The sequence below is a fragment of the Larkinella harenae genome, assembly GCF_054780515.1.
In genome coordinates this window covers 1,764,796-1,790,448 of sequence record NZ_BAAGWE010000001.1, presented here as the reverse complement: position 1 = coordinate 1,790,448, position 25,653 = coordinate 1,764,796, and the positions used below count along the sequence as shown (strand labels likewise).

The window sequence follows — 25,653 nt, the reverse complement described above, 5'->3', positions numbered from 1 at the left end:
ATGATAAAGAAACGAATTGCCCTGCTGGGTATCTACCACGAAACCAACACTTTCATCGAAACGCCCACTACGCTGGACGATTTCCGGAACGGGTACTGGTTGCCGGGAGAAGCCATCCGCCGGGAATACCAGGGCGCTCACCACGAAATCAGCGGGATCATCGACGTCATCGACCGGTGCGCGGATATGGAGCTGGTGCCGGTCTGGTACGCAGCCGCCACCCCGGGTGGGGTCATTCAAAAAGCGACCTACGAAGCGTTGCTGAACGAAATGATGACGGCCCTCGACGCGGTATTGCCGGTGGACGGCTGCGTGGTGGTGCCGCACGGGGCTGGCGTTGCGGAGTTCTATCCCGATATGGACGGTCATTGGCTGAATGTGCTCCGGGAAAAACTGGGCCCCGAAATTCCACTCATTGGTACGCTTGACCCGCACGCCAACGTCAGCCCGGCCATGACAACGGCAACCGATGCGCTGGTCGCTTACGCAACGAACCCGCACATCGATCAGCGGGCAACGGGCCAGAAAGCCGCCGAACTGTTAGTGGAAACCCTTCGGGGTACGATCCGGCCGGTACAGCAACTGGTTCAGCTCCCGTTGGCCATCAGCATTGAGCAGCAATACACGACCCAGGACCCTTGCCGAAGCCTTTATGAGCAGGTTCAGACGGTTCGGGAAGCGCAAACATTGCTGTCGGCCAGCGTGTTGCTGGGTTTCCCGTATGCCGATGTACCGGAAATGGGATCGGCTTTTATCCTGGTGGCGGATGAACGGAACAAGGCGGACGTCCGAAACCGTCTTCAGGCAGCAGGCCAGCAGCTTTCCGACTATATGCTGCACCGCAAAGAAACGTTCAACGGGTCAAAAACGAGCATCGCTGCGGTAGTACCGACGCTGGCAACATTGCCCCAGCCGGTGCTGATGCTGGACATGGGCGACAACGTCGGCGGTGGCGCCCCCGGCAATAGCATTCACTTGCTGAAGGCTCTGGAAGAAGCATCCGTTTCACCGGTTTTTACCTGTTTATACGATCCGCTGGCCGTCAGCGAAGCGAGCAGTCAGCAACCGGGCGACTGGTTTCGGTTGGGGATGGGACCCGCTGGGAAAACGTACGAAACCGAGGTGACACTCCAGCAACTTTCCAACGGCAAATTTACCGAGTCGACCCCCAAACACGGCGGATTTGTGAATTACGACATGGGAAAAACCGCCATCGTACGAACCCGGGCCGGAAATACAATTATGCTGACCACCCGGCGCACCCCGCCCTACAGTCTCCGTCAGATGACGGCGTTCGTCCTCGATCCGGAATCATTTGCCGTGATTGTTGCCAAGGGTGTCAACGCGCCAATTGCCGCCTACGCCCCAGTTTGCCCGTCCATCGTGCAGGTTGATACCCCCGGCGTCACGCAAGCCGACATGACGTTATTTGCGTACCAAGACCGTCGAAAACCACTGTTTCCATTTGAATAATTGGATTACGGTTTACCGGTGCTAAATGCGTCAGCACCGGTAAACCGAAGACCGTAAACGCTATGCACTATACCGTTAAAAAGCTGTTTAATTTTCCGTTTTACACCGAAGGCCCGGCGGTGGATCGGGAGGGAAATTTTTACATAACGACATTGACGGGTGGCGAAATTATTCGGCTGGATACGCAGGGCAAGCAGTCGGTCTGGGGAAAATACGGTTGCCCCAATGGGCAGTTTATCCGGTCCGATGGCCTTCATTGGGTGTGTGACCCACAACAGGCCGCCATCCATGAGTTTGATACCAACGGACGGTTTCAGCGCTCGGTCCTTCACCGGTTTTGCGCGGGCGCAATCGTTCAATCACCCAACGATCTGCTCCTGGACTCGCAGGAAAATCTGTATTTCACCGATTCAATCCGCGTTGACGGGAAGGTATTTTTTAAAGATTCTCACGGCACCGAACGGCTGGTGGCCAACGGCATTGACTACGCGAACGGCCTGGTGCTTTCCCCGGACGAAAAACGGTTGTACGTCGCCGAGAGTTACCAAAACCGTATTTTGGTTATCGAATTATCCGAACCGGGACTGGCACGGGGGAAACCGCAGGTCTTTGTCAATCTTCCCCACCATTCGTTGGCCAACCCGATCCATAACCTGCCCGACGGCTTGGCCCTGGATCAGCAGGGCCGCATCTGGGTGGCGCATTACGGCATGCAAGCGCTCCAGGTACTTTCCGCGCAGGGGCACTGGCTCTTTTCCATCGACACGACGCTGCCGCTGACCAGCAACGTCTGTCTGGTTTCCGATGCCCCCGACCGAAAAGTTCTGCTGGTTACCGGCGGCTCCGGCGAACCGGGCCCGGGTGGTGCCGTGCTGGTAACGGTTTATTTTCCATCCGAACAATCATGAAACAACGTATTCCTTTTTTAGTACTCATTATGGTAATTGCCCTCAAAACCGTCGCCCAATCGACGCTGGAATGGAACGAATTACCCGCTCTTCCGGGCGGAAAGGGTTGGGCTGGCATGTACGCAGGAACCAGCCACGGCGCGTTGCTGGCCCTGGGCGGAGCCAATTTCCCCGAACGATTCCCGTGGGAAGGGGGAAAAAAGAAATGGTACGACGACATTTACGTGCTGGCCGACGGGAAATCGTGGCAAAAAGCCACCGAAAAACTGCCGGAACCTTCGGGGTACGGGGTTACGGTTTCGTACCAGCATACCGTGATTCTGATTGGGGGCAGCAACGAACAGGGCCACCTGAGTCGCGTTGTAGGGTACGAGTGGACCGGTCAGCGATTAAAGCAAGCCCGTTATCCAGACCTCCCGATTCCGCTGGCTAACTTGGCTGGCACGCTGCTGGGTGATGTTATTCTCATCGCTGGGGGCAGCTCGTCTCCCACCGGCCCCGCCTTGAAAAAGTGCTTTTTATTGGATTTAAAAAATCCGTCGCAAGGCTGGATGGAAATGGAAGCCTGGCCGGGGCCGGAACGGTTATTTCCGGTTTGCAGCGTTTATGATAATCATTTCTACCTGTTTGGCGGAGAAACCGTAGCCACAAATTCCAAAGGCGCTACTTACCGCTCTATTTTACTGGATTCCTACCGGTTACAACTCAAATCGGAAGATGGAAAGTGGACCAGCCACTGGGAAAAGCTAGCCACCATGCCCCGCGGTTTGTCGGCGGGTGGAACGGTTTTACCGGTGCTGCACAACGACCGCTTTCTGGTCTGGGGGGGTGTTGATGCAGTCACGGCGGCTTACCAAACGCCAGCAACACATCCCGGAATTATTCAAAGTCTGCTGTACTATTTCCCGCAAACTGACCGCTGGGAATACCTCGGTCAGCAAACCCGGATTCCGGCACGGGTTACGCTACCGGTTGTGTTCTGGAACAATCAGTGGGTGTATGTCAGTGGAGAAATCAAGCCTGGAATTCGAACCCCTTCTGTCATCAGTGTCAAGTAACCCAACTCATGAATTACACAACCTTTCGCAGCTACCGGTTTTCGCAACTTACCTTGGGAACGGTACAGTTGGGACTCAACTACGGTATTTCCAACTCCGGTGGTATTCCTGATTCCCAGGAGAGCTTTCGAATGCTGAGGTATGCCGCCGAAGCGGGCATTAATACGCTCGATACGGCCCGGCAGTATGGCCATTCCGAACAAATTTTGGGTGATTTTCTGACTACCCAACCTCTGGCACAGCCCATTCATCTGGTTTCCAAATTCAAGATCAGCCCCGGTCATCTCTCTCATCCAAACCGCGCCTGGAACGAGGTCTACAACAGTGTTAAGCAATCCGTCGATACGCTCAAAATTGATAAACTGCCGGTCTGCCTGTTGCACAAAGGCGCGGAACCGATCGATGCGGTGATGAAACTGTTGCCCACGTTGCTGCGCCAGCTCCAGGAAGAAGACCTAATTGATATAGGGGGTTTATCGGCGTATTGCCCCGAGGATGTTGCAGCCTCTCTGACGGAAAACGAAGTGGAAGCACTCCAGATTCCGCTGAATATTTTCGACCAGCGACTCCTCCAAAATGGGGTTTTGGACCAGCTTGCCTTGAGCTCCAAACTGGTGTTTGCCCGCAGCGTATTCCTGCAGGGACTGTTTTTCATGAAACCCGACCAACTAAGCGGCAACCTGAAAAACGCCGGTTGTCATCTAAAGCGTTTACAAAAAATGGCGGAGCAGACCCACTTATCCATTGCCCAGCTCGCTTTTTCGTTCGTCCGGGATTTGCCTGCCGTAAATAGCCTTGTTTTTGGGGCCGTGAACGAGGCTCAAATCCGGCAGAACATTGAATTGCTGAACGGTCCGGCCATTCCAGCGTCAGTAAGGACCGAAATGCAGGATGTATTTCAGCAAATGGATGAAGCGATTATTACGCCGGGTTTATGGGTGTTGTAAAATACCGCCTAGCGTACGAACGCCGATGGTAATAGCCGTTAAGGCAGATCACAAATCCTGCCCCACGTTCTCTAATCCAAAACCGTACATCATGAACCATTTATTTAGTCTGGAAGGTAAAATAGTCATCGTCACGGGCGGAGCGGGCTTTTTTGGCACGCCCATTTCGTGGGCGCTGGCCGAAGCGGGTGCTACGGTCCTGATCGCTTCCCGCGACGGTGACAAATGCCGCCGGTTTGCCGAATCCATCCGCGCAAATGGCTTTCGGGCCGAAGGTTTTGCCTTGAATCTGGAGGAAGAGAAATCAATCCAATCGTTTGTCGATGCGGTAAAAAATCAGTTTGGCCGCATTGATGTGCTGGTCAACAATGCCGTTTCGCGGGAAGGATTTCACAACCTGGAAGACATTGAAAAAGCCAGTTGGGAAAAAGCCCAGCGTATCAATGCGACCGGCCTGGTCCTGATCACCAAAGCCGTGATTGAAGTCATGAAACCGCAGCGATCCGGCAACATCATCAACATCAGCTCCATTCAGGGCGCCGTGGGGCCTCATTTTCCGGTCTATGGCGATACAGGTATGAGCAGTCCGGTCAACTACACCTACGATAAGTGGGGCATGGTGGGCTTTACAAAATGGCTGGCGAACTTCTACGGAAAAGACAACATTCGAGCCAATTGCATCAGTCCGGGTGGTTACGGTCCGGGGGTTGAGCAAATGAGCGGAAAGGAAGAATTTGTGGCGAATTATAAGCGGCTGACGCCCCTCGGTCGCTTCGCTGATGACGACGATATCAAAGGACCCGTCGTTTTCATGGCGTCGGAGGCTTCTGCTTTTGTAACGGGCCAGAATTTGCTGGTCGACGGCGGCTGGACCAGCTGGTAGGTCCCTTTTATTTCCGGATCTGGTTCTCAAACAGGAAAACGCCGTTTTTGTTGGCTACCACAATATCCGGTTTTCCGTCTTTGTTCAGATCCTGCACCACGATGTTGAGCCCGGCGCCCGAAATCGTTGTCGATAGCGTGCTCCCTGAAATACGGTTCGTTGCCGGGGGTAAATTCAAACCACAACAAAATGGCCTAGTCACTATCGCCGGGATCACGACCGTGGTGCGCCAGAAACCGCTTGCCCGTGATGTAATCGGCGCGCCTGTCACCGTTCAAATCCGCCACGGCCACACCTTCCGAAATGAAATCCCCTGTCAGTTTGGTCTTTTTGAAGTCACCGCCCGGCACCACGGGTTTGGCTAACTTACCTGCCGTTGGCGTATCCGTTACCATCTGCTTCCGCAGGTTGAACAACGGTTTTTCCTGCCCATAGCCGGTTGTCAGGTATCCCAACAACAGCAACCCGCTCAACAGGTATCGACGGTTTTGGCTGGCAATCCAGTTGAGGTTGCCTGAAAAGAATCTTACTCTTCCAATACTTTCGAAATCAACGCCTGCAACTCGTGATTTTCGTGCGAATGTTCCCGCTGGCCCACGCGGTTGTTTAATTCCTTCAGTAGTTTTTTGGCATCATCCGTTCCCAGCGCCCCGATGCGTTGAACCGTGTAGGGCAGTTGCTTCGGCAATTTTGCTTTCTGAGCCATTTCCAGCGCTCGTTTCATGTCAATTGCCACCAGCGGTTCAGAGGCATACCACACCATCAACGGCAGGTTGTGATCGTCTTTGTCTTCTGCCTTCTGCGCCAGGGCCTCCAGAACTTCCCAACGCTGATTCGGTTCCAGGCGCATCATGGCCGAAGTCAGGTAAAGCCGCACCAGCGCAGAATTATCGTTTTTAGCCAGATCCGTCAGTCGCTTCATGGTTTCGGGTGTAACGGTTTTGTCTTCCGCCAGCAACTGAACGGCCCAGCTGCGGACGTATTCATTTTCGTTGCCCAGCAAATCAGCCAGCTCTTTTTCGGTCAGCCCTTTTGTAACATGAAGCGCCCAGAGTGCCCGGAGTTTCCGGGTCGCATCCGGATTTTTAGCGAGTATTTCCTTTAAAGCCTTGTGTACTTTTTTGTTCGGGCCACGCTCCTGCAAAAGCGTACGTGCCTGCCGGACATACCACTCATTGCCGTGAAGCTGGTATTTTACCAGTTCCAGATCCGACGCTTTGCTTAGATCGACCTGCACCCATTTGTCGTTGTCGTGCGTAATCTTGAAAATCCGGCCCATTGTTTTATCATGCACATCCGGGTTGGCACTGTGGCACTGGTTTTTGTCGTACCAGTCAATGGCAAAGACCGAACCACTGGCATCGTATTTCATATTCAGCCACTGCGACCAGGAATCGTTCATGGCCAGGAAATCCGGCTTGTGGGTTACTGTATAGCCCGATCCCGACCGCGCCGGATGATCGTGGTTCAGCCGGGCACCGTTGATGTTATTCATGAATATATCATTGCGGTATTCCTGCGGCCAGCTGTTGCCGAGATAGATCATAGCGCCGGAATGGGCGTGTCCGCCCCCGGCCGCTGCCGACCGGAAATTACCGGCATGCGGTCCGCGTTCGCCCAGCCAGTGAACGTGGTCCGCGTGGGTTTTGATGTCGTCGTAGGTATAGGGGTTGAAATGCTTGCCCGCCTGCCGTTGGTAGCGTCCGCCCTGAATCATGTGGTACATGTGCGGAATCACGCAGGCCGTGATAAACGCGTGGCCATAATCGTTGAAATCCAGTCCCCAAGGGTTGCTGGTTCCTTCGGCAAATAGCTCAAACTGTTGGGTTGTTGGATGATACCGCCAGACTCCGGCATTTAGTTTGGTCCGCTCCGAATCCGGCGCGCCCGGTTTGCCAACGTTCGAGTGGGTAAACACGCCGTGGTTGCCGTACAACCAGCCGTCGGGGCCCCAACGCAAACTGTTCAGGGTTTCGTGGGTATCCTGCGTTCCCCAGCCATCGAGCAATTTCTGAGCGGGTCCGGTTGGTTTGTCATTTTTGAAGTCGGCGGGAATAAACAGCAGATAGGGAGCGGCTCCGAGCCATACGCCCCCCATACCGACCTCAATGCCACTGACCAGATTCAGCCCTTCGGCAAAAATTTTCTTGTTGTCCAGCGTGCCATCGCCGTTGGTGTCCTCAAAGATCAGGATGCGGTCCCGGCCCTGCCCCTCCGGTGCCGGAATGGGATACGTATGCGATTCAACAACCCAGAGCCGCCCGCGGGCATCAATGGTAAAGCAGATTGGCTTGACCAGCTCCGGTTCAGACACGGCTAGTGTAACTTTAAAACCCTTGGGTGGCGTCATGGCCCTGGCCGCTTCGATGCCCGAAAGCCCGGCGTGCAGAACGGGGTCCAGGGGGGGCAGAATAATGATGTCCTTCGGTTTCAGCTCATTCGGGAAATTGGGTCGCGTGGCGTAGAATTGAAAATCATCAAAATTGATATGTGCCCACTTGTCGTTTGGGATGTACGGTATTTGCGAGATACCGGTTTCATTGTCGACAATCCGAATAAAAATCTCCTGGTTCAGGTACGGCTGAAGGTCTACTACCGTAGGTTGAAGTGTAGCGCGCCCCTGGCCGGTAATGTGGTAGATAACCTTGTTGGTAGCCGCCTGCACAATTTCGACGCGCGTGTCCTGCAAAGCACCACCCGACACTTTAAAGGAGGCAAAAGGCTGTGTCACTTTGAACGGCACGGAGGTCAGGGTACCCATTTGTTTATAATTAACCGTTCCCCCACTGCTCAGAAAGTATTTCCCTCCGAAACCGATCGTCATGTCTTTTTCATGTACCGGCGAGGGATCAGTACTGAACAAGGGGTTAACAAAGGCGTCTCCCGTGGCCTTCCAGTCCTGCAAGGTTCCTGTTTCAAAATTCAGATTCAGCGGTTTTCCGTCTTTCATGGGGGTTTGCCCGGCTACCGTCACGTCGGCGATGGGGCCTTCGACCACCTCGAAACTGCCGACCATCCCGGCACCACGGTGGCCCGGCACCGAACAATAGTAGGTGTCGTTCTGATCGGCCCGAAACGTAATGCTGGTACTGGAGCCTTTCTCCAGAATGGTTTTACTCTTTACTTTCAGCTTTTCCAGGGCAATATCATGCGTCATAACCTCGCCGTTGGTGATCGTGATCCGAACCCGGTCGCCCCTGTTGGCTTTTAAAGTCGGGTTGCGGGCACCATCTTTCCCGAAAAAGCCCAGCATAGTAGCTTCCAGTTTGTAATCCCGGTCAACTTTAGCGGTATCCTGAACAGCAGCCCGGTTTTTGGAAGTCTGGGCCTGGCTGTGCGTTTGAGTGAAGAAAAGAGTGGTGCCCAGAAAAAGGGTGACCAAACGGAATCTGTACATGATTGAGGGCCGTCGAATGCTTAGGAATATTCTCGTTAAAAGTATAAAAAAACCCTACTGATAACAAGGCAAGTTTCCAGGCTTTTGCTGTTTTCCTGCTAAAGCAAAATGAGCAGACCGGGCAGTGACTGAATGATCAACATTCTATCCTGTACAGCCTGCTCATTGGGCCAACACACGCAATCGGGCGGTAAAAAGCCGTGGAAAACCGTTGCTCAAATCATTACCCAACGGTATTACTTTCTTTTGCTACCCGCAGTGCCGCTTCCTTTCCATTGATCCATATAATCGACCGTCAGGTGGCAGAGGGCCTTGACACCCAATCCAAATCCGCTTTCATCGATAAAAAAGTCGGGGGTGTGGTGGGGAGCCGCTTCTTCCAGTTTTTTTCCTTTCGGCATCCCACCCAGAAAGAAGAAAAAGCCCGGCACCTTTTGTTGAAAAAAGGAAAAATCCTCCGCACCCGTATCCAGGGGGCGAATGTGCACCTTGTCTTTTCCGGCGACGGCTTCGAGCGTGGGCACCATTTGATCGGTCAGGGCGGGGTCGTTGTACGTTACCGGATACATCACATCAATTTTAACATCAGCCTTGGCGCCGGCGCTTTCCGACACATTGGTGGCTATTTCGTTGATCCGACGGTGGATTGTTTTCTGCATTTCCGGCGTAAAAGACCGAATCGTGCCAATCATGTTTACTTCTTCCGGAATGATATTCTGCCGGATGCCGCCGTGCATTGCGCCCACCGTAACAACCGCGGGATACTCCGTGATCGGGAGGTTCCGGCTTACGATGGTTTGTAGCCCCATCACAATCTGCGAAGAGGTAACGATGGGATCGACACCCGACCAAGGGGCCGCCCCGTGGGTTTGTTTGCCTTTCACCTTGATGCTGTAAAAGTCAACCGCAGCCATTGTTGCCCCGGGACGGTATTTGATCGTTCCGACTTCGGTCTGGGAGTTGATATGCAATCCAAAAATGGCATCGACTTTCGGGTTTTCCAGTACGCCTTCTTTCACCATCAACTGCGCTCCGCCTTCTTCGCCCGCCGGCGCGCCTTCTTCCGCGGGTTGAAAAATAAACTTCACCGTACCTTTCAACTCGTTTTTAACACCGGCCAATACCTCCGCAACACCCATCATGATGGCGACGTGCGAATCGTGCCCACAGGCATGCATCACGCCCGATTGCTGGCCGTTGTATTCCGTCGTGGCCTTGGATTTAAACGGCAGGTCGCCCCGCTCCGTCACCGGCAGTGCATCCATATCAGCCCGCAACGCCACAACGGGGCCGGGCTTTCCGCCTTTCAGGATGCCGACCACCCCGGTTTTGGCCACGTTGGTTTTGACGTCCATTCCCAACGCCTGGAGGTGAGCGGCCACCTTGGCAGAAGTCTGAAACTCACGGTTTCCCAACTCCGGATTCTGGTGAATATCCCGGCGCCAGCTAACGATCTTTTTTTCAAGCCCATCGGCGGTTTTATTGATCTGGCTTTTCAGGGGCGACTGCGCATAAAGAGCTGCCGTTGACACTAGCATGGACGCACAAAGCAGTGAAGCGTCCCTCATCGTTCGGGTAATAAATTTGTTGAAAGCGTTTTTTGGAATCATGGCTCAAGTGCAGCAAACAAATACCGTAAGAATTTACTAAATCTTTGATAATAAGGTATTATGCGATGATTTTTGAATTATTATCACCCATAATTTGAATTAAAATACAGATTTATAAAAAAATTAGTAGCCTTCCTACGGCGATGATGTGTCACGTTGTTTTATAGCTACTCCAGCGCCAATAGCCCGATTATCTGGAAGATTACCAACAATGCTGAGAAAACGACGCCCTGACCGGCTGATGGCCCTTTGCGGATAATCGAACCCGGCAACGGTTTCTCCGGCGTTTCCAGACACTATTGCTCTCCAAACAGCCATTTTTTACCAGAATGAGGTACTGAACTGTTCGGCAGCGGTTCTCTGCTTAGTAGTTCGCTCCGCCAAAATCTTTCCTAACGGCCAGAGCCACGCTCCAGCTTGTCCCGTGCCAGTATTTGTGTGTACGCAGGCCATTCTGTGAGAAAGATAGAACGTTAAAAACTAATCGTTCTCCATCGCATATCGGATATTCCCTGGCCTGATTATTGGCACGTTCGAATTGAGCAAATTCGCCCAGCCTCAACTTCGTCCAGTTGGTGTAACTTCGTTGTTAGCGAAATATTTTTACTTAGAAAAAGATTAAAAAGATTCTAATCACCAAAAAATAACTTACTGACAGACAACACCATATAATAAACAAATCTTAAGTATGTCTAAAAAAGTTAGCACAAAACTTCTTCTTTGGTTTATTTATTGCGGATATAGAAGTAGTTTTGTACCCATTTTCTTAGTTCATCCAAACAATAACCTATCTATGAGAAAACGTTTAGCCTACTTATGGCTACTATGCGTGCTTTTTGCCCTGCCCGCATTAGCTCAGGATCGGACAGTGACTGGTAAAGTCACCTCCGCCGATGACGGATCCACCCTCCCCGGTGTGAGCATCCAACTGAAAGGTTCTAGCCGCGGTACGACTACCGATTCCGAAGGTAACTACAGTCTACCCAACGTTCCAGCCAGCGGTCGCCTGGTTTTTAGCTTTATCGGAACCGCCACTCAAGAAATTGAAGTCGGTAATCAGACAACGATTAACGTCCAACTCAAGGCCGATGCCAGCCAACTAACGGAAGTAGTTGTTACAGCTCAGGGGATCGAGCGGGATCGCCGTTCGCTGGGTTACTCAACGCAGGATGTTCGGGGTGATGTGTTAGCGCAGCGTTCCGAGCCCAACGTTCTGAATGCCCTGCAAGGAAAACTGGCCGGTGTAAACATCACACCTTCCAGCGGTGCCCCGGGCGCATCAACCAACATCAACATTCGCGGGATTACGTCGTTCAACGGAAGTAACCAGCCGCTGATTATCGTCGACGGTGTTATTTTCAACAACGATGTCAACCAGAACCCATCGACGGATAACACGCTTTTCAGCGCTCAGTCGGCAAACCGTCTGGCCGATATTAACCCCGAAAGCATCGAGTCCATCAACGTTCTGAAAGGCCCTGCCGCATCGGTTCTGTACGGTTCGCGGGCATCAGCTGGTGCGATCGTTATCACGACCAAAACGGGGCGCAATCTCAAAGGTAAAACCGAGGTAACCGTCAATTCTTCCTTTAACGTTCAGAACGTTTACGGTCTTCCTCCCCTGCAAAATGAGTATGGACAGGGTACGCAGAACAACTTTGTTAACACGTCTGCCAACTCCTGGGGTCCTAGATTCGGCGGCAGCCTGACTGAGGTTACGACCGTTCAGGGCAACACCGTTCCCTACCGGGCTTACCCGAACAACGTCAGAGATTTTTACCAACAGGGTAGCATCTGGCAAAACTCCGTTAACATTGCTTCCGGCGACGAACGTCGTAACTACATTCTGGCCGTTGGCAACACGCTGCAGAAAGGGGTGGTGCCCAACTCTAAATTTGACCGGACAAACATCCAGATTGGTGGGGAGTCCAAGCTGCAAAACGGCCTGAAACTGAGCAGCACGGTAACGTACGTTAAAACCGCTCAGAATGGTACCCCAGTCGGAAACGGGGGTAGTGCTTTTGGCCAGATCACCCGGATTCCGCGGAGCTTCGACTTGGCAGGAAGCCCCTACGAGAACGCACTGGGACGGAGCATTTTCTACTCGCTGACCCAAAACCACCCGCTGTGGAGTGCTTACTACGAAACGATGAAAAGCCAGGTTGACCGGATTTTCGGAAACTTCCAGGCGGGTTACGACATCACTAAATGGCTGAACGTAGCTTACCGTGTCACTGGTGATACCTACACCGATCGCCGGAAAATGAATTTCGCCATTGGATCGGCCCGCGGACCAGCCGGACAGATCATCGAAGACATGTTCTTCCGTTCGGAACTGAACGGAGACCTGCTGATCACTGCCCATAAGGATGATTTATTCCTGGAAGGACTGACGGCCAATCTGTTGCTGGGTAACAACATCAACCAGCGCAGAACACAGAACACCACTTTATCTTCGCAGCAGTTGACAATTCCGGGCTTTAACAACGTCAGCAATGGCTCGGTCTTTACCGCCAGCCAGGAAGAAACCACCATGCGTCGATTGGTTGGATACTATGGTCAATTATCACTGGGCTACCAGAACTACCTGTTCCTGGAATTGTCGGGCCGGGTGGATCAGTCGTCGACACTGCCCAAAGCCAACAACACGTATTTCTACCCGGCGGCTTCGGTCAGCTTTGTGCCAACTGACGCTTTCAAACTTAATTCAGATGTTCTGTCCTACGCCAAGGTTCGCGCCAGTGTGGCCCGCGTTGGTCGGGATGCGGATCCGTACCTGCTGAACTCGGTTTTCGTGCCTACCAGCTACGGAAACAACGCAGCCGGTCTTACCTTCCCGATTTCGGTAGGAGGAGCCAGCCTGCCAGGCTTTAGCCCCAGCAACCGGATTGGTAACAACAACCTGACACCGGAGTTTGTGCGTTCGTATGAATTTGGTCTTAATGTGGGCCTTTTCCGCAACCGGGCCAGCATTGACCTGGCTTACTTCGATACGCGCAGTACGAACCAGATTTTCAACGTTTCGGTGTCGAACTCAACCGGTTTTGACACGCGTACGACCAACGTTGGGGCACTCCGCAACAGAGGTATTGAACTGGTGTTTAACACTACGCCAATCCGTTTGCAAAACGGTTTCAAATGGGATTTGGTGCTGAACTTTACCCGGATTCGGAATAAGGTGGAAGAAATCGCCCCGGGTGTAACGCAGTCGCCGATTACGGGAAATGCCTTTATCGGGATCAACCCTTCCATTGTTGTTGGTCAACCGTACGGTGTGATTGTTGGAACGGCCAATGCCCGCAGCCCGCAGGGTGAGTACCTGATCAACCCAACCACGGGTTTGTTTGCTCCTGGAATTGCCGGTCAGGTTATTTCTAACCCGAACCCGAACTGGACCGCTGGTTTGACGAACACGTTCAGCTACAAAGGAATTTCGCTTTCCATCCTGTTCGATACCCGCCAGGGTGGCCAGCTGTACTCGTTTGGTGCAGTCGATCTTCGTGGTCAGGGCCACTTAGCCGTGACCGGAATCGACCGCGACCAGCCCCGTATTTTGCCGGGTGTGATTGAGGTGACCAACGCTGACGGTTCTAAATCATACCGACCCAACAACATTCAGGTGAGCTCGCAAACGTATTGGGCGAACTTGGGTGGTCTGGCTTCGGAGGCCGCGGTTTTCGACGCCACGGTTTACCGCCTGCGCGAACTGGCCCTGAACTACAGCCTGCCAGCCAACCTCACTGACAGAACCCCCTTTGGTGGAATTTCAGTTGGTGTCAGCGGCCGGAACCTGTGGTTCTACGCACCTAATTACATGGGTGACCCTGAAACCAATACCCAAGGTGCTGGTAACATTCAGGGACTTGATTTGAACGGTATTCCTAACACACGGAATTTCGGCGTTAACCTGCGGTTTACGTTTTAATCAACCTCATCACAATTCTGACAATGAACATTTTCAAGTATAAAAAATTTCTGTTGGTGCCCATGCTGCTTTCCATGGGGGCCTGTAGCAAATACCTCGACGTCAACGTGACGCCGAATAACCCGACGGCAGTGACGCCCCCCGTTTTGCTGCCTTCTGCACTGGCGGGTTCCGGATTTGCGAACAACGGTGAATTAAACCGGTTTGCATCCGTACTGATGAACTACCTGTCGGGAGCGGCCGGAAGCCCTGCCAACTATGACCGATTCACCACGAATGGCGCTGATTTCGGTAACCAGTGGCGCTTTGACATCTACGCTCGCACCCTGATCGGCTATCAAAAGCTGATTGAAGCCGCCGATCAGCAGAATTCCAAAGCGTATACCGGTGTCGCTAAAATTATGAAAGCCTATATGTTCAGCATGGCAACGGATATTTGGGGCGACGTACCGTATTCAGAGGCTTTGCAGGGTGAGGCCATTGTTCAGCCTCGCCTGGACAAACAGGAAGATATCTACAAAGGGAATCAGTCGCTGGGTATTCAAAGCCTGTTCGATCTGGTTCGGGAAGGCCTGGCGGATCTGGATGCACCTTCTACTTCCAAGCCGGGTGCTGAAGATATCGTTTATGCCGGCAACATTGACAACTGGAAGCGGGCCGGGAATACTTTGTTGCTGAAACTGGCCAATACCATCAGCAAAAAAGAGCCTCAGCTCGCCACGCAGGTTATCAACGAGGTGCTGCAAAAGAACATGTACATTACGAGCAACGCGCAGGATCTGAACGTGAAATACGGTAGCAGCGTTGGTAGTACCAGCGCCATCTGGAACCTGGCTATTTTTGGTTCATTCAACAATGAATTGATCATGAGCACGCGCTTCCTGAATGTGCTGCGGCCCAACCCTACAGACCCGTCAAAAACCGATCCGCGTCTGCCCGTTTTCTTTACCAAACCGGCTGCCGATTACGTAACCATTGACAACGGTTTCAATGGCGTATTACCGCAACCAATTACGAGCTGGTCAAAGTACGGTCCTTACGTTACGGGGGCTCAGGGCGAAGGTCCGGTGCGACTGATCACTAACTTCCAGCGGGCGTTTATTCTGGCCGAATCGGCGTTGACGCTTGGCACCGCCGGCGATCCGCAGGCACTGTATACCGAAGGCATTCGGGCTTCGATGACGCTGGCCGGAATTTCGACGGCTGCCATTGACGCGTATCTGGCTGCCAATCCGAACATAGCCACGTTAACGGGTACCACCGAGCAAAAACGCGAGCAAATCATTACCCAGAAGTGGATTGCCTGGACCGGCAACGGGTTAGAATCCTGGAACGACTGGCGTCGCACCGGTTATCCCAGACTGCAGCCTTCTCAGAATGCAACGGGTATTGATGGCACCCGGCCCGTACGGGCCGCGTACGTTACACAGGAAATCGAGCGGAACCCCAACTTCCCCAACCCGGGCCCGCAATCTAACGTACGTGTGTGGTGGGATGTTGATTAATCGGTCATTCGTTAACAGAATACTATCATGAAAAAAATAGCGTTTCAATTTTTTCTGCTTTCCGTTATCGCATTCGCGGGCTTTTCCTGCAAGGACGATGGCGTCTACAGCGACCTGGTACGGGATAACCGTCCGGCCGTACCCGTAACCTATACGGGTGCTACAACCTACGGTTTTGATCCTTATTACGAAGTCTCTACGGCTGCGGGTGGTAACATCAAGATCACGTTGTCCATTCCTTCTTCCAGTGGCCGGACCATCAAGGAAATTACGCGGGTAGCTGCTGGTGCCACCAGCATCACCGTGCAAACCTTGAACACCGCTTCGACCAATTACATTTCGGCTCCTATCACCGCAAGCGGTACAACTGTAGAGTTTACCACAACCTTGAAGGATTTTGCCACCAAGCGTCCTTCGGTTGCTATCACTCCTAATACACCGGTACGGGAAATTGCCTTTATGTTTCTGGTAACCCTGGATGACGGTTCTGAAATCGTTGCCCAGCCAGTACGGATTCGGATTCTGGCGTAAAGCCCGGCGTGCATAAAAAAACCGACCTGAGATTCAGGTCGGTTTTTTTATGTCGTTAAGTAAATTTATGCGGTTCCTTGGCCCATTTGTGCCGTTCAGCCGTCCAGGGCAAACTCGCTACTCCACTCCTTTTACCTGCATGTCAATTGTGTAAACAGACTCCGTTGCGGTAATAAAAAGGATCTTGCGATCTGTACCCCCAAAACAGATATTGCCTACCCAACGCGACGGCACTGGAATATTCTGGATTTTTTCACCCGTAGGACTGTAAACCGTCACACCTTTGCCACTCAGGTAAATATTTCCCTGAGTGTCAATGGTCATGCCGTCAGAGCCCTGCGGCACGAACAATTGCCGATTGGTTAACGAGCCATCGGAATTGATCTGGTATTTGTAGGTTTTGCTGTCGCGAATATCGGCGACGTACAGAAACTTGCCGTCGGGCGTTCCTACGATGCCGTTGGGCTGCATCAGCTTATCATCGACAATCACCGGCTCTTTTTTTCCTTTGGGCAGGTAATACACTTTCTGTCCTTCGATATCCGGTTTCTTACGATCCCAGTAATCGCGCTGGTAATACGGGTCGGTAAAATAGATTCCTCCTTTCGAATCAATCCACAGATCATTCGGCCCGTTAAGCCGTTTGCCTTCGAAATCCGTCAGTAATACCGTAATTTTACCTTTCGGACTGATCGACCATAATTCATTTTTTTCGTCGGCGCAGGCAATCAAATTCCCTTTTTTGTCGAAATACAGCCCGTTCGAGCGCCCGGTCTTGTCCATGTAAAGGGACAAATTCCCGTCCACATCGTACTTCCAGATTTTATCGTTGGGCTGATCTGTGAAGTAAATATCCCCTTTCTTGTTGACCGCCGGGCCTTCCGTAAACTTAAACTGACTGGAAATCTGTTTCGGAACGGCACCCGGAGCAGTAACTTTTACAGAATCGATTCCACCCGTATTGGGTTCATAAGCAAAGCTTTCTGCCATAAACAGGCCCCAAACCGCAAAGAGCAATACGGTTTTTCTACGAAGATTCATAGGAGATATTTTATAAGTTCAGGAGAGCGCAAAGATAGCAGATTCCGCTTACCACGGCACTTCCTGCTTGTCTTTCCAAAACTTACCCGTTTCGTGCAAAGGAGTTTCTGTAGCCAGCCAGACGGCGGTTTCGGCTCCTTGCTCCAGCGAACGATTGGCACCAGGCCCGCCCATTTGGGTTTGCACCCAGCCGGGATTAACACAACTTACGGCAATATTTTTACCCACCAAAGCGGCTGCAAACTGGCGGGTCATTGCGTGTAAAGCCGTCTTGGAAAGGCTGTAGGCAGGGTATCCATCGCGCATGTGCGAAAGCGCCCCCAGATCACTGGTCATGTTAATGATTCGCGCTCCTTTTTTACTTTTCTCCAGAAATGGCAGAAAGTCCTGAATCACCATAATGGGACCAACCACGTTGGTCTTGAGCGTCCGTTCCAGCGACTCGATATTGAGTTTACAGATCGTAACGTGCCGGTCGGTTTCTTCCAGAATGGCCGCGTTATTAATCAATACGTCGAGGTGATCAGCTTTTTGAGAGAAGGCTCCGTAAGCGTTTTTAATACTCACAGGGTCAGTGACATCCATATGCAGAAAGATGGCTTCGTACCCCTGGTCACAGAGTTCATGAACGGCTTCCCGCCCTTTTTCAACATCGCGGGAGGCCATGAAAACCGCAAAACCCTGCTTACACAGTTGGTGCGAAATTTCTTTTCCAAGTCCCCGGTTGGCACCGGTTACCAAGGCAACTTTCTCGTGGTTGGTATTCATGATTTCAATGATTGAATTGTAAACCTGCACTGAGATTATTGCTTCCACACAATCTCTTCAACCTTACAATTCAATCATTGAAATTGTTTAAAAAACGGCCTCTGTCCTCAACTTAGAAGAAGATTCGGGCATGTGCAATTAACTCTTGACTTTTCGGTAAGCGCCTTACGCGTCTTTCCCTAACGCTTTTACAGCTCCATAAATCATATCCGTCATCCGGCGAGAGCTTTCATCACCCAGAATTTCGGCATAACGACGCATCAGGTTATCCCAGGCCTTTTTGATATCCGGCAGCATGGCAATGCCTTTTTCAGTTGCGTAAACCAGCGTGTGCTTCCCTTCAATTTTCCGCTCCACCAGCTTTTTCAGCTCCAGCTTTTCGATAAGCCGCGTAATTGTGGATGGTGTTAAATGCAGTTCTCCACTTAATTCCTTTGGTTGAATACCGGGGTTTTCAATGGATTCTTTCAACACAAAGGCATGGGAGGCCGTTAGACCCAACCGACCAAATTCTTCATCAGAAATGTTAGTCATTACTCTAGCCAGGGCATTTGCCGTAAAATTCAGGCAACTACTGTACTTGGAAACTCTTTTTTTCTCTGCGATCATGATTGCTAGGGCATTAAAACGTAATAAAATTTTGTAACCAACTTGTAATAATAACGAACTTAAGAAAATTAGTTTGTCAAAGCAAGTGAATACAAATTCTTCCAAATGGTTTGTTACTAATTTGTTAACGCAAATCACTGTAGTTTTCCACAAATTCAACTAACTACCATAATTGTATCAACAATTAAGTTATTAAACGGTATAAAGGATTCTATTTATTGTGAGCGAAGTACAATTTTTAAACCACACAAAACAAAGCTATCAAACCAATGCATTTAAATGCATTGGTGCATCTTCAGAAGCTTTTGTAGTGCTCACTTAAAGGGCAGATGGACCTCAGCCAGCATACAGCGGGCCGATCCGCCACCGTAGCGTTCAATAGTAGACAAATCGAAAGGAAGTAAGGCCGCAAAATCGTCCAGTTCGTCGCGTTGCCGGGGGGTCAGCGACTCTAAAGCCTGCTTCGACATTACCAGAAGTTTCTGACCTTTCTGGCTCACAACCAGCAACATATTGCCGGCAAAACGAGCCATTTGTTCCAGCGTAATATCGATCACGTGCTTGCCATTATTGACGAGTGTTTGCCGCAACATCAGCCGCTCATCCGGGTCGGCTACGGCAGCCAGACAAACCACCGCAAAGGCATCCCCAATGCACATCATAACGTTGGTATGGTACACCGGAATCCCATCCGCATCAACAGCCGAGAAAGCAACCACCTGATAACCCGTCTGCTCGCTAAACGCGTTTAACACTTCCTGATTGGTTCGGGGTGACAAACAGGCGTAGGCAATCCGCTTCATCCGGTCAAGCACCATGCTGCCGGTTCCTTCCAGAAACTTTCCTTCCCGCTCAAATTGAGTCAGGTCAACAATTTTGGCCACGTGATATTCTTTGCCCAGATCGTCGATAATGTCTAGCCTCCGCTCCTGGCGACGGTTTTCGGCCTGCATCGGATACAGCACCACCGTACCGCTGAAGTGAAACGACACCCAGTTGTTGGGAAAAATAGAATCAGGCGTATTTTGCTCTAACGTATCCTCGTAGATAATCACATTGACGCCAGCAGCCCCCAGCTGCCGGGCCATTTCATCAAACTCGCGAAGCGCTTCTTGCTGAACTTTTTCCGGTTCATTCGTGGCCAGCGTAGCATCCTGAAAAGCGTTGCTTGCGGCCGTTTGCTCGTTGAAACCAAACCGAACGGGCCGGATCATCAATAGGGTTGACGTAGTCTGTGATTGCATACGTTAGGGTTAAGTTTATAATTCAGCACGTAATAACGGCAAACTCATGCAGTGGGAACCGCCCCGAGCCCGCGATAGTTCGGCGGAGGGCAACAGGATAAAGGTATTTTCCAGCTGGTCCGGGCTCGTATCTCCGCGCTCAAAACGCGCCAGCAAATCGGCCGCACCCACGGTTTCAAAGCCTGCCTGCCGAAACGCTTCCAGGGTTTTGTCATTGCGGTCATAACCGATGACAACCCCTTCTTTCAACGCCAGCAAATTGCAGGAATCGGTCCACTGCTCGCGGGCGCCAAACGGAAATTCGTTATTTCCAGAATAGATGAACCGGACCGGTTCTGTACATCCCAGGTCGTCCTGGCTGATTGCCGTAAGCAAATCTTCCAGATTTTCGTAGTCAACGGGTGCGTGTTCCGCCCCTCGTATAAACTGGATGATCCGCAGCGATTCGGGCACTTCTTTAGGAGCCAGAAAATGCAGCAAATCGCTCTTCTTGGCCTCATCGCCCACCCGGCCCAGTGACCCCAGCAACACCCACATATTCCGTTTCACCTGCGTGAAGATGGTGTCGATGTGCATAAAATCCCGTTTTTTCGGAATTTTGATAATGGTGACTTTATCAACAATTTTCTTCTCAAAAACGATCCGAATGACTTGCTGGGCGGCATATAAGGTAGTCCGTTCGCTGCATCCGATTACCAGGTGATTTTTCGCCACCATCATCACATCCCCACCTTCGAGCGTCGAACGGGAATAATCGTGACTGAGCTCGTTATCGGGCAATAGAAAGTGGTGTTCGTTATCCGGAATTTCGATAATTTTATCCCGGTAGCTACTGAACAGCGGGTGGTAGAAAAAGATGTATTGAGCCAGGAACGCTTCACGCGTTCGGGCCAGCTTGGCGGGTTTGTTCAACAAGATGTAGCTGTTGATAACGATGCCAATATCACGCGTAAAAATGAAATTCGGCAAGGGCGCAAACAGCATAGTTCGATCGGGTAAAGAGCCAGAAATCAGAATCTTAGACAGCTCGATCGGGTCGTACGTATACAACTGGGTTTGAATGGCAAAGCTACACCGCTCGACGGCGCAAATACCCGAAATCAACCGGGTTCGGATCACTTCGTCCTCCAGAATCTCGGCCAGCAGGCGCTGGATATCGATCACAGCATCAGAACGGAAATAGTCTGGATGGTCCGGCTTGAAGAAATTGCGGGTGGTGTCGGCATCAATATCGTCCAGTTTGCCCCGGATCTTATCGGGATCCAGAAAGTACAGCAGGATTTTTACGTAATAATCGTACTCTTCTTTCCGCATCGTTTCCAGATGCACAATATCTTCAAAAAGCCAATCCTGAGCTTTGGAGGGCACAACTTTGCCCAATCCCCGATCGGGACTGTGGATCAAAAGGCGCTTCAACGGACCGATCTCCGAGGTTACGCTGATCTCCTGTTTTGCGGGTTGCTGGTTGCCATTCTGCATTGAATTCATTGCCGGAAAGGGAAATTACTTCCGATTGCAAGGTAAAGCATTGGGTAGCGAAAAAAAAGTCATCCCAACCCGTGAATGAAATCCGGTGAGTGTCAACTTTTAACGGCTCTAAATTGTTATTGAATCGTGCAGCTATCGCGCGATCGATTAACTTTGCAGTTTAATTAAGTAGAAATCAACCTTCCATTATGCTAACTATTAGCAATTTACAAGCATCCATTGGCAGTAAAGAAATATTGAAGGGTATCAACCTGGAAGTCAAAGCCGGTGAAGTACACGCAATTATGGGACCGAACGGTTCCGGCAAAAGTACCCTCGCGTCGGTGTTGTCCGGTCGTGAAGATTATGACGTAACCGGTGGTAGCGTTGTATTTGAAGGCAACGATCTGTTGGAAATGGCACCGGAAGAACGGGCCGCGGAAGGAATCTTCCTGGCGTTTCAGTACCCCGTTGAAATTCCGGGCGTGAGCACGACCAACTTCCTGAAAACGGCCATGAACGAAATCCGGAAATACCGTGGCCAAGACCCACTGGACGCCGTTCAGTTTCTGAAGCTGATGAAGGAAAAAATGAAACTGGTCAATATCGACCAATCCTTGCTCAGCCGATCGCTGAACGAAGGGTTTTCGGGTGGCGAGAAAAAACGGAATGAGATTTTTCAGATGGCCATGCTGGAACCTAAACTGGCGATTCTGGACGAAACCGATTCGGGACTGGACATTGACGCCCTGCGGATTGTGGCCGAAGGTGTAAACCAGCTGCGCTCACCGGAACGGGCTACCATTGTGGTAACGCACTACCAACGCCTGCTGGATTACATCGTTCCGGACTATGTTCACGTACTCTACAAAGGCCGTATCGTAAAATCCGGCCCGAAAGAACTGGCGCTTGAGCTGGAAGAAAAAGGGTACGACTGGATCAAAGCCGAAGTAGAAACGGTATAACTTTCAAGTTATGAGTTAGGAATTATGAATTGGTTGAGGCTCAATCAACCATTTAACTCTTAGCTCTTAACTCCTAACTGACTCAAATGAATAATCAGCCCAATAACGATCTTAAATCGCAACTGCTGGCGGATTTCAGAAGCTCGGAAGAGCGGATGAACGGGGCCAGTAAATCGCCCTTTCACCAGATTCGCCGTGAGGCTCTTAACCAGTTCGACCGGCTGGGTTTTCCAACCGTCAAACACGAAGAGTGGAAATATACCAATGTCAATACGTTAATTAAGGAAGTCTTCGAGTTCGACGCTGTTTCTCAGGCTACGGCGGATGATCTGGTTCAGTTGGATTCTTCCAATCTGGCCGGGAATGTTCTGTACTTTATCAATGGACGGTATCGGCCCGAGTTATCGAAGATTGTCAGCCCCGCCGACCAGCTATCGATCACTCCGCTGTCAGAAGCGATTAAAACGATGCCCGAACTGCTGACGCAGTATTTCGCCAAATATGCAGACTACCAGGACAATGCCTTTACGGCCCTGAATACGGCATTTGCAAGCGAAGGTGTGGTGATTCACGTTCCGGCTCATACCACCGTCGAAGTGCCCACCATTCTGCGCTTTATTTCCGACGCCCGGCAGGTAAACGTGGCCTCTCAACCCCGCAACCTGTTCATTGTCAGCGAAAACGCGGAAGTCAAAGTTGCCGAATCGTTCCGAACCCTGGGCGACCAGGCCAGCTTTACCAACGTCGTCACTGAAATTGTGCTGGCTGAAGACGCCCGGATGGAGTATTACAAAGTTCAGAATGAGTCGGATATGGCGTATCACATCGGGACAACGCAGGTGGACCAGAAAGAGAGCAGCCATTTTTACTCCGCAACGATCACCCTCGATGGCGGATTTATCCGCAACAACCTGAACATTGCACTCGACGGATCGAATTGTGAGGCCCATATGTACGGTTTATATTTCCCGAACGGCCGGCAACACATCGACAACCACACGCTGGTGGATCACCGCAAACCGAATTCGCACAGTAACGAGTTGTATAAAGGAATCCTGGAAGACCGCTCGACGGGCGTTTTCAACGGCAAAATTTTCGTCCAGGAAGATGCGCAGAAAACCAACGCGTACCAATCCTGCAAAAACGTGGTTCTGTCGAACGAAGCCTCGATGAATACCAAACCCCAGCTGGAGATTTTTGCCGACGATGTGAAATGTTCGCACGGCACCACCACGGGTAAACTCAACGAGGAAGCCTTGTTTTACATGCGTTCGCGCGGCATTCCGAAAGAAGAAGCCCAGTCACTGCTGATGTACGCTTTTGCCGAAGACGTGATTCAAAAAATCAAAATCGACGTTCTGCGCGAACAGATCGAGCGCCGTATTCAGGCCAAACTCGCACGATAATTACGAATTATGGGTTAAGAATTATGAGTTGAGAAATAACTTATCACCGCACGGGCAGCTCCGTCTTAATTCATAACTCATAATTCATAACTCATCATTCCAATGCAAATCGCCCCCCACGAAATACTGAACATACAGGCCATCCGCCAGGATTTCCCGATTCTCGATCAGGTCGTGAATGGCCGGCAGCTGGTGTATTTTGATAATGCGGCTACCACCCAAAAACCGTTGCCCGTCCTGAATGCTCTGGCCCGGTATTATGAAGGGTACAACGCCAATATCCACCGGGGTATCCATACCCTGGCCGAAAAAGCAACCTCGGCTTTTGAACAGTCACGCCGGGCTATTCAACAGTTTTTGAATGCCGCCCATGTCGAAGAAATCATCTTTACGTATGGGACCACCGACGGTATTAACCTGGTGGCGCAGACCTACGGGCGACGGTTTCTGAACGAAGGGGATGAGATTATCATCACCACAATGGAACATCACTCCAATATCGTTCCCTGGCAGATGTTGTGCGAGGAAAAAGGGTGTGTTCTGAAAGTGATTCCGATTGACGACAACGGCGATCTGATTCTGGAAGAATACGAGAAACTGCTTTCCGAACGGACCAAGTTCGTATCGGTGGTGCACGTTTCCAACGCAATGGGCATTATCAATCCCGTAAAAACCATTATTGAAAAGGCCCACGCCGTTGGTGCCAAAGTACTGATTGACGGGGCGCAGGCCAGCTCGCATATCGATATCGACGTTCAGAAGCTGGATGCGGATTTTTACGTTTTCTCGGCGCATAAACTGTACGGCCCGACGGGCATGGGCGTTCTATACGGCAAACGTGACGTCTTGAATTCAATGCCCCCCTGGCGGGGAGGTGGTGAAATGATCAAGGAGGTGACATTCGAAAAAACCACCTACAACGATTTGCCCTATAAATTCGAAGCCGGAACGCCCAACATCGCCGATGTCATTGCGGTTTATGCCGCCCTGGAATATATCGAAACCCTCGGCAAGCATAAAGTAGCCACCTACGAACATAGCCTGCTCGAATACGCCACCGACGCCCTGCAAAGTATAGCCGGTTTGAAAATTATCGGTCAGGGAGCCGAAAAAATTAGCGTTATCTCGTTTGTTATCGACGGTATTCACCACCAGGACACCGGCGTAATTCTCGATCAGCAAGGGATTGCCGTCCGCACGGGTCACCATTGTGCGCAACCCTTGATGCGACGGTTTAACATTACGGGAACCACCCGGGCCTCCTTTGCGGTTTACAACACAAAAGAAGAAATCGACCGGCTCGTGCAGGGCTTGCACCGGGTGCAGAAGATGATGCTGTAATTGTCACTGTACTGATCTCAGCAAGACAATAAAGTATCAGGTATGAAACCCGCCGGTTTAGTTATCTACCTATAAAATGTAGCCATCAGGCATTCAGCCGGTGATCTTGGTCGAATACAATGACAATTAACGAAAAACAGGACGAGATTATCGAAGAATTTGATCTCTTTGACGATCAGCTCGATAAAACGCAATACATCATTGATTTAGGCAAAAAACTCCCCCCTATGCCGGAGCAGTTCCAGACGGACAATAACCTGATCCGTGGCTGTCAGTCGAAGGTGTGGCTACACTCCGAGATGCAGGGCAATACCGTTCATTTTGAAGCCGACAGTGAACCAACTGCCCAGATTAGCAAGGGATTGGTCAGTCTGCTCATCCGGGTGCTTTCGGACGAAAAACCGGAAACCGTTGCCAACGCCGAGCTGTATTTTATCGACCGGATTGGATTGAGTAACTTAGTAACCTCACGCCGTGCCGGGGGGCTCGCGTCAATGATTCAGCAGATGAAGCACTTTGCCACCGAGCAACTTAGCCACAAACCAACCGCCGACCGGCCTACTCTTTAACGGAAA

The 25,653-nt window shown here is 51.2% G+C and carries 19 protein-coding genes and 1 pseudogene; 12 read left to right on the top strand and 8 right to left on the bottom strand.

Annotated features, from left to right (window positions below; translation table 11 throughout):
• The 5 genes from ACYVH9_RS07210 to ACYVH9_RS07190 all read left to right on the top strand — a co-directional run bounded on the left by ACYVH9_RS07210 (window position 1) and on the right by ACYVH9_RS07190 (window position 5,269).
• Complete coding sequence (locus ACYVH9_RS07210; RefSeq protein ID WP_460635622.1) at window positions 1-1,473, top strand: M81 family metallopeptidase; 1,473 nt, start codon at window positions 1-3, stop codon at window positions 1,471-1,473.
• A 62-nt stretch (window positions 1,474-1,535) separates the two neighbouring features.
• Window positions 1,536-2,381 carry an SMP-30/gluconolactonase/LRE family protein gene (locus ACYVH9_RS07205; RefSeq protein ID WP_460635621.1) on the top strand — a complete coding sequence of 282 codons (846 nt, stop codon included), beginning with the start codon at window positions 1,536-1,538 and terminating at the stop codon, window positions 2,379-2,381.
• A complete protein-coding gene (locus tag ACYVH9_RS07200; RefSeq protein WP_460635620.1) occupies window positions 2,378-3,439 on the top strand; it encodes a hypothetical protein in 1,062 nt (353 codons plus the stop codon). Before ACYVH9_RS07205 ends, ACYVH9_RS07200 begins: the two co-directional genes overlap by 4 nt.
• Window positions 3,440-3,447: 8 nt before the next feature.
• Window positions 3,448-4,386 (top strand): aldo/keto reductase, encoded by a 939-nt coding sequence (locus tag ACYVH9_RS07195; protein ID WP_460635619.1) that lies wholly within the window; start codon window positions 3,448-3,450, stop codon window positions 4,384-4,386.
• A gap of 91 nt (window positions 4,387-4,477) precedes the next feature.
• Window positions 4,478-5,269: an SDR family NAD(P)-dependent oxidoreductase gene (locus tag ACYVH9_RS07190; protein ID WP_460635618.1), complete on the top strand. Its 792-nt coding sequence runs from the start codon at window positions 4,478-4,480 to the stop codon at window positions 5,267-5,269.
• Between the two features lie 7 nt (window positions 5,270-5,276).
• On the opposite strand, the pseudogene ACYVH9_RS07185 reads toward ACYVH9_RS07190, so the two are convergent.
• The 3 genes and pseudogenes from ACYVH9_RS07185 to ACYVH9_RS07175 form a co-directional block, all read right to left on the bottom strand.
• Window positions 5,277-5,556, bottom strand: a pseudogene (locus ACYVH9_RS07185) (VCBS repeat-containing protein); the annotation flags it as partial.
• A gap of 239 nt (window positions 5,557-5,795) precedes the next feature.
• The gene (locus ACYVH9_RS07180) at window positions 5,796-8,666 is read right to left on the bottom strand and encodes a PVC-type heme-binding CxxCH protein (RefSeq protein ID WP_460635617.1); all 2,871 of its coding nucleotides are present in this window, start codon (window positions 8,664-8,666) and stop codon (window positions 5,796-5,798) included.
• A gap of 236 nt (window positions 8,667-8,902) precedes the next feature.
• Entirely contained in the window at window positions 8,903-10,234 is a 1,332-nt protein-coding gene (locus ACYVH9_RS07175; protein ID WP_460635616.1) for an amidohydrolase, read from the bottom strand.
• A gap of 835 nt (window positions 10,235-11,069) precedes the next feature.
• Here ACYVH9_RS07175 and ACYVH9_RS07170 point away from each other — a divergent pair.
• Genes ACYVH9_RS07170 through ACYVH9_RS07160 form a run of 3 tightly spaced genes read left to right on the top strand, consistent with a single transcriptional unit; the run spans window position 11,070 to window position 16,237 of the window.
• A complete protein-coding gene (locus ACYVH9_RS07170; protein ID WP_460635615.1) occupies window positions 11,070-14,201 on the top strand; it encodes a SusC/RagA family TonB-linked outer membrane protein in 3,132 nt (1,043 codons plus the stop codon).
• Window positions 14,202-14,224: 23 nt separating this feature from the next.
• Entirely contained in the window at window positions 14,225-15,706 is a 1,482-nt protein-coding gene (locus tag ACYVH9_RS07165) for a SusD/RagB family nutrient-binding outer membrane lipoprotein (RefSeq protein ID WP_460635614.1), read from the top strand.
• 27 nt (window positions 15,707-15,733) lie between these two features.
• The gene (locus ACYVH9_RS07160) at window positions 15,734-16,237 is read left to right on the top strand and encodes a hypothetical protein (protein ID WP_460635613.1); all 504 of its coding nucleotides are present in this window, start codon (window positions 15,734-15,736) and stop codon (window positions 16,235-16,237) included.
• Window positions 16,238-16,354: 117 nt separating this feature from the next.
• Here the strand turns inward: ACYVH9_RS07160 and ACYVH9_RS07155 are convergent, their stop codons facing one another.
• The 5 genes from ACYVH9_RS07155 to ACYVH9_RS07135 form a co-directional block, all read right to left on the bottom strand.
• On the bottom strand, window positions 16,355-17,227 hold the full coding sequence (locus ACYVH9_RS07155) for an SMP-30/gluconolactonase/LRE family protein (RefSeq protein WP_460636456.1): 873 nt from the start codon (window positions 17,225-17,227) through the stop codon (window positions 16,355-16,357).
• A gap of 99 nt (window positions 17,228-17,326) precedes the next feature.
• Window positions 17,327-18,046 (bottom strand): SDR family NAD(P)-dependent oxidoreductase, encoded by a 720-nt coding sequence (locus tag ACYVH9_RS07150; RefSeq protein ID WP_460635612.1) that lies wholly within the window; start codon window positions 18,044-18,046, stop codon window positions 17,327-17,329.
• Window positions 18,047-18,211: 165 nt separating this feature from the next.
• On the bottom strand, window positions 18,212-18,760 hold the full coding sequence (locus tag ACYVH9_RS07145; RefSeq protein ID WP_460635611.1) for a MarR family winged helix-turn-helix transcriptional regulator: 549 nt from the start codon (window positions 18,758-18,760) through the stop codon (window positions 18,212-18,214).
• 209 nt (window positions 18,761-18,969) lie between these two features.
• A complete protein-coding gene (ctlX, locus tag ACYVH9_RS07140; protein ID WP_460635610.1) occupies window positions 18,970-19,899 on the bottom strand; it encodes a citrulline utilization hydrolase CtlX in 930 nt (309 codons plus the stop codon).
• A gap of 15 nt (window positions 19,900-19,914) precedes the next feature.
• Window positions 19,915-21,387 carry an arginine deiminase family protein gene (locus ACYVH9_RS07135; protein ID WP_460635609.1) on the bottom strand — a complete coding sequence of 491 codons (1,473 nt, stop codon included), beginning with the start codon at window positions 21,385-21,387 and terminating at the stop codon, window positions 19,915-19,917.
• A 188-nt stretch (window positions 21,388-21,575) separates the two neighbouring features.
• Between ACYVH9_RS07135 and sufC the strand changes: the two genes are divergently transcribed.
• The 4 genes from sufC (at window position 21,576) to ACYVH9_RS07115 (ending at window position 25,647) form a co-directional block, all read left to right on the top strand.
• On the top strand, window positions 21,576-22,331 hold the full coding sequence (sufC, locus tag ACYVH9_RS07130) for a Fe-S cluster assembly ATPase SufC (RefSeq protein ID WP_460635608.1): 756 nt from the start codon (window positions 21,576-21,578) through the stop codon (window positions 22,329-22,331).
• Window positions 22,332-22,417: 86 nt separating this feature from the next.
• Entirely contained in the window at window positions 22,418-23,737 is a 1,320-nt protein-coding gene (gene sufD / locus ACYVH9_RS07125; protein ID WP_460635607.1) for a Fe-S cluster assembly protein SufD, read from the top strand.
• A 102-nt stretch (window positions 23,738-23,839) separates the two neighbouring features.
• Complete coding sequence (locus ACYVH9_RS07120; protein ID WP_460635606.1) at window positions 23,840-25,078, top strand: SufS family cysteine desulfurase; 1,239 nt, start codon at window positions 23,840-23,842, stop codon at window positions 25,076-25,078.
• 119 nt (window positions 25,079-25,197) lie between these two features.
• Window positions 25,198-25,647, top strand: a complete 450-nt coding sequence (locus ACYVH9_RS07115; protein WP_460635605.1) for a SufE family protein — start codon at window positions 25,198-25,200, stop codon at window positions 25,645-25,647.
• Window positions 25,648-25,653: the final 6 nt, after the last annotated feature.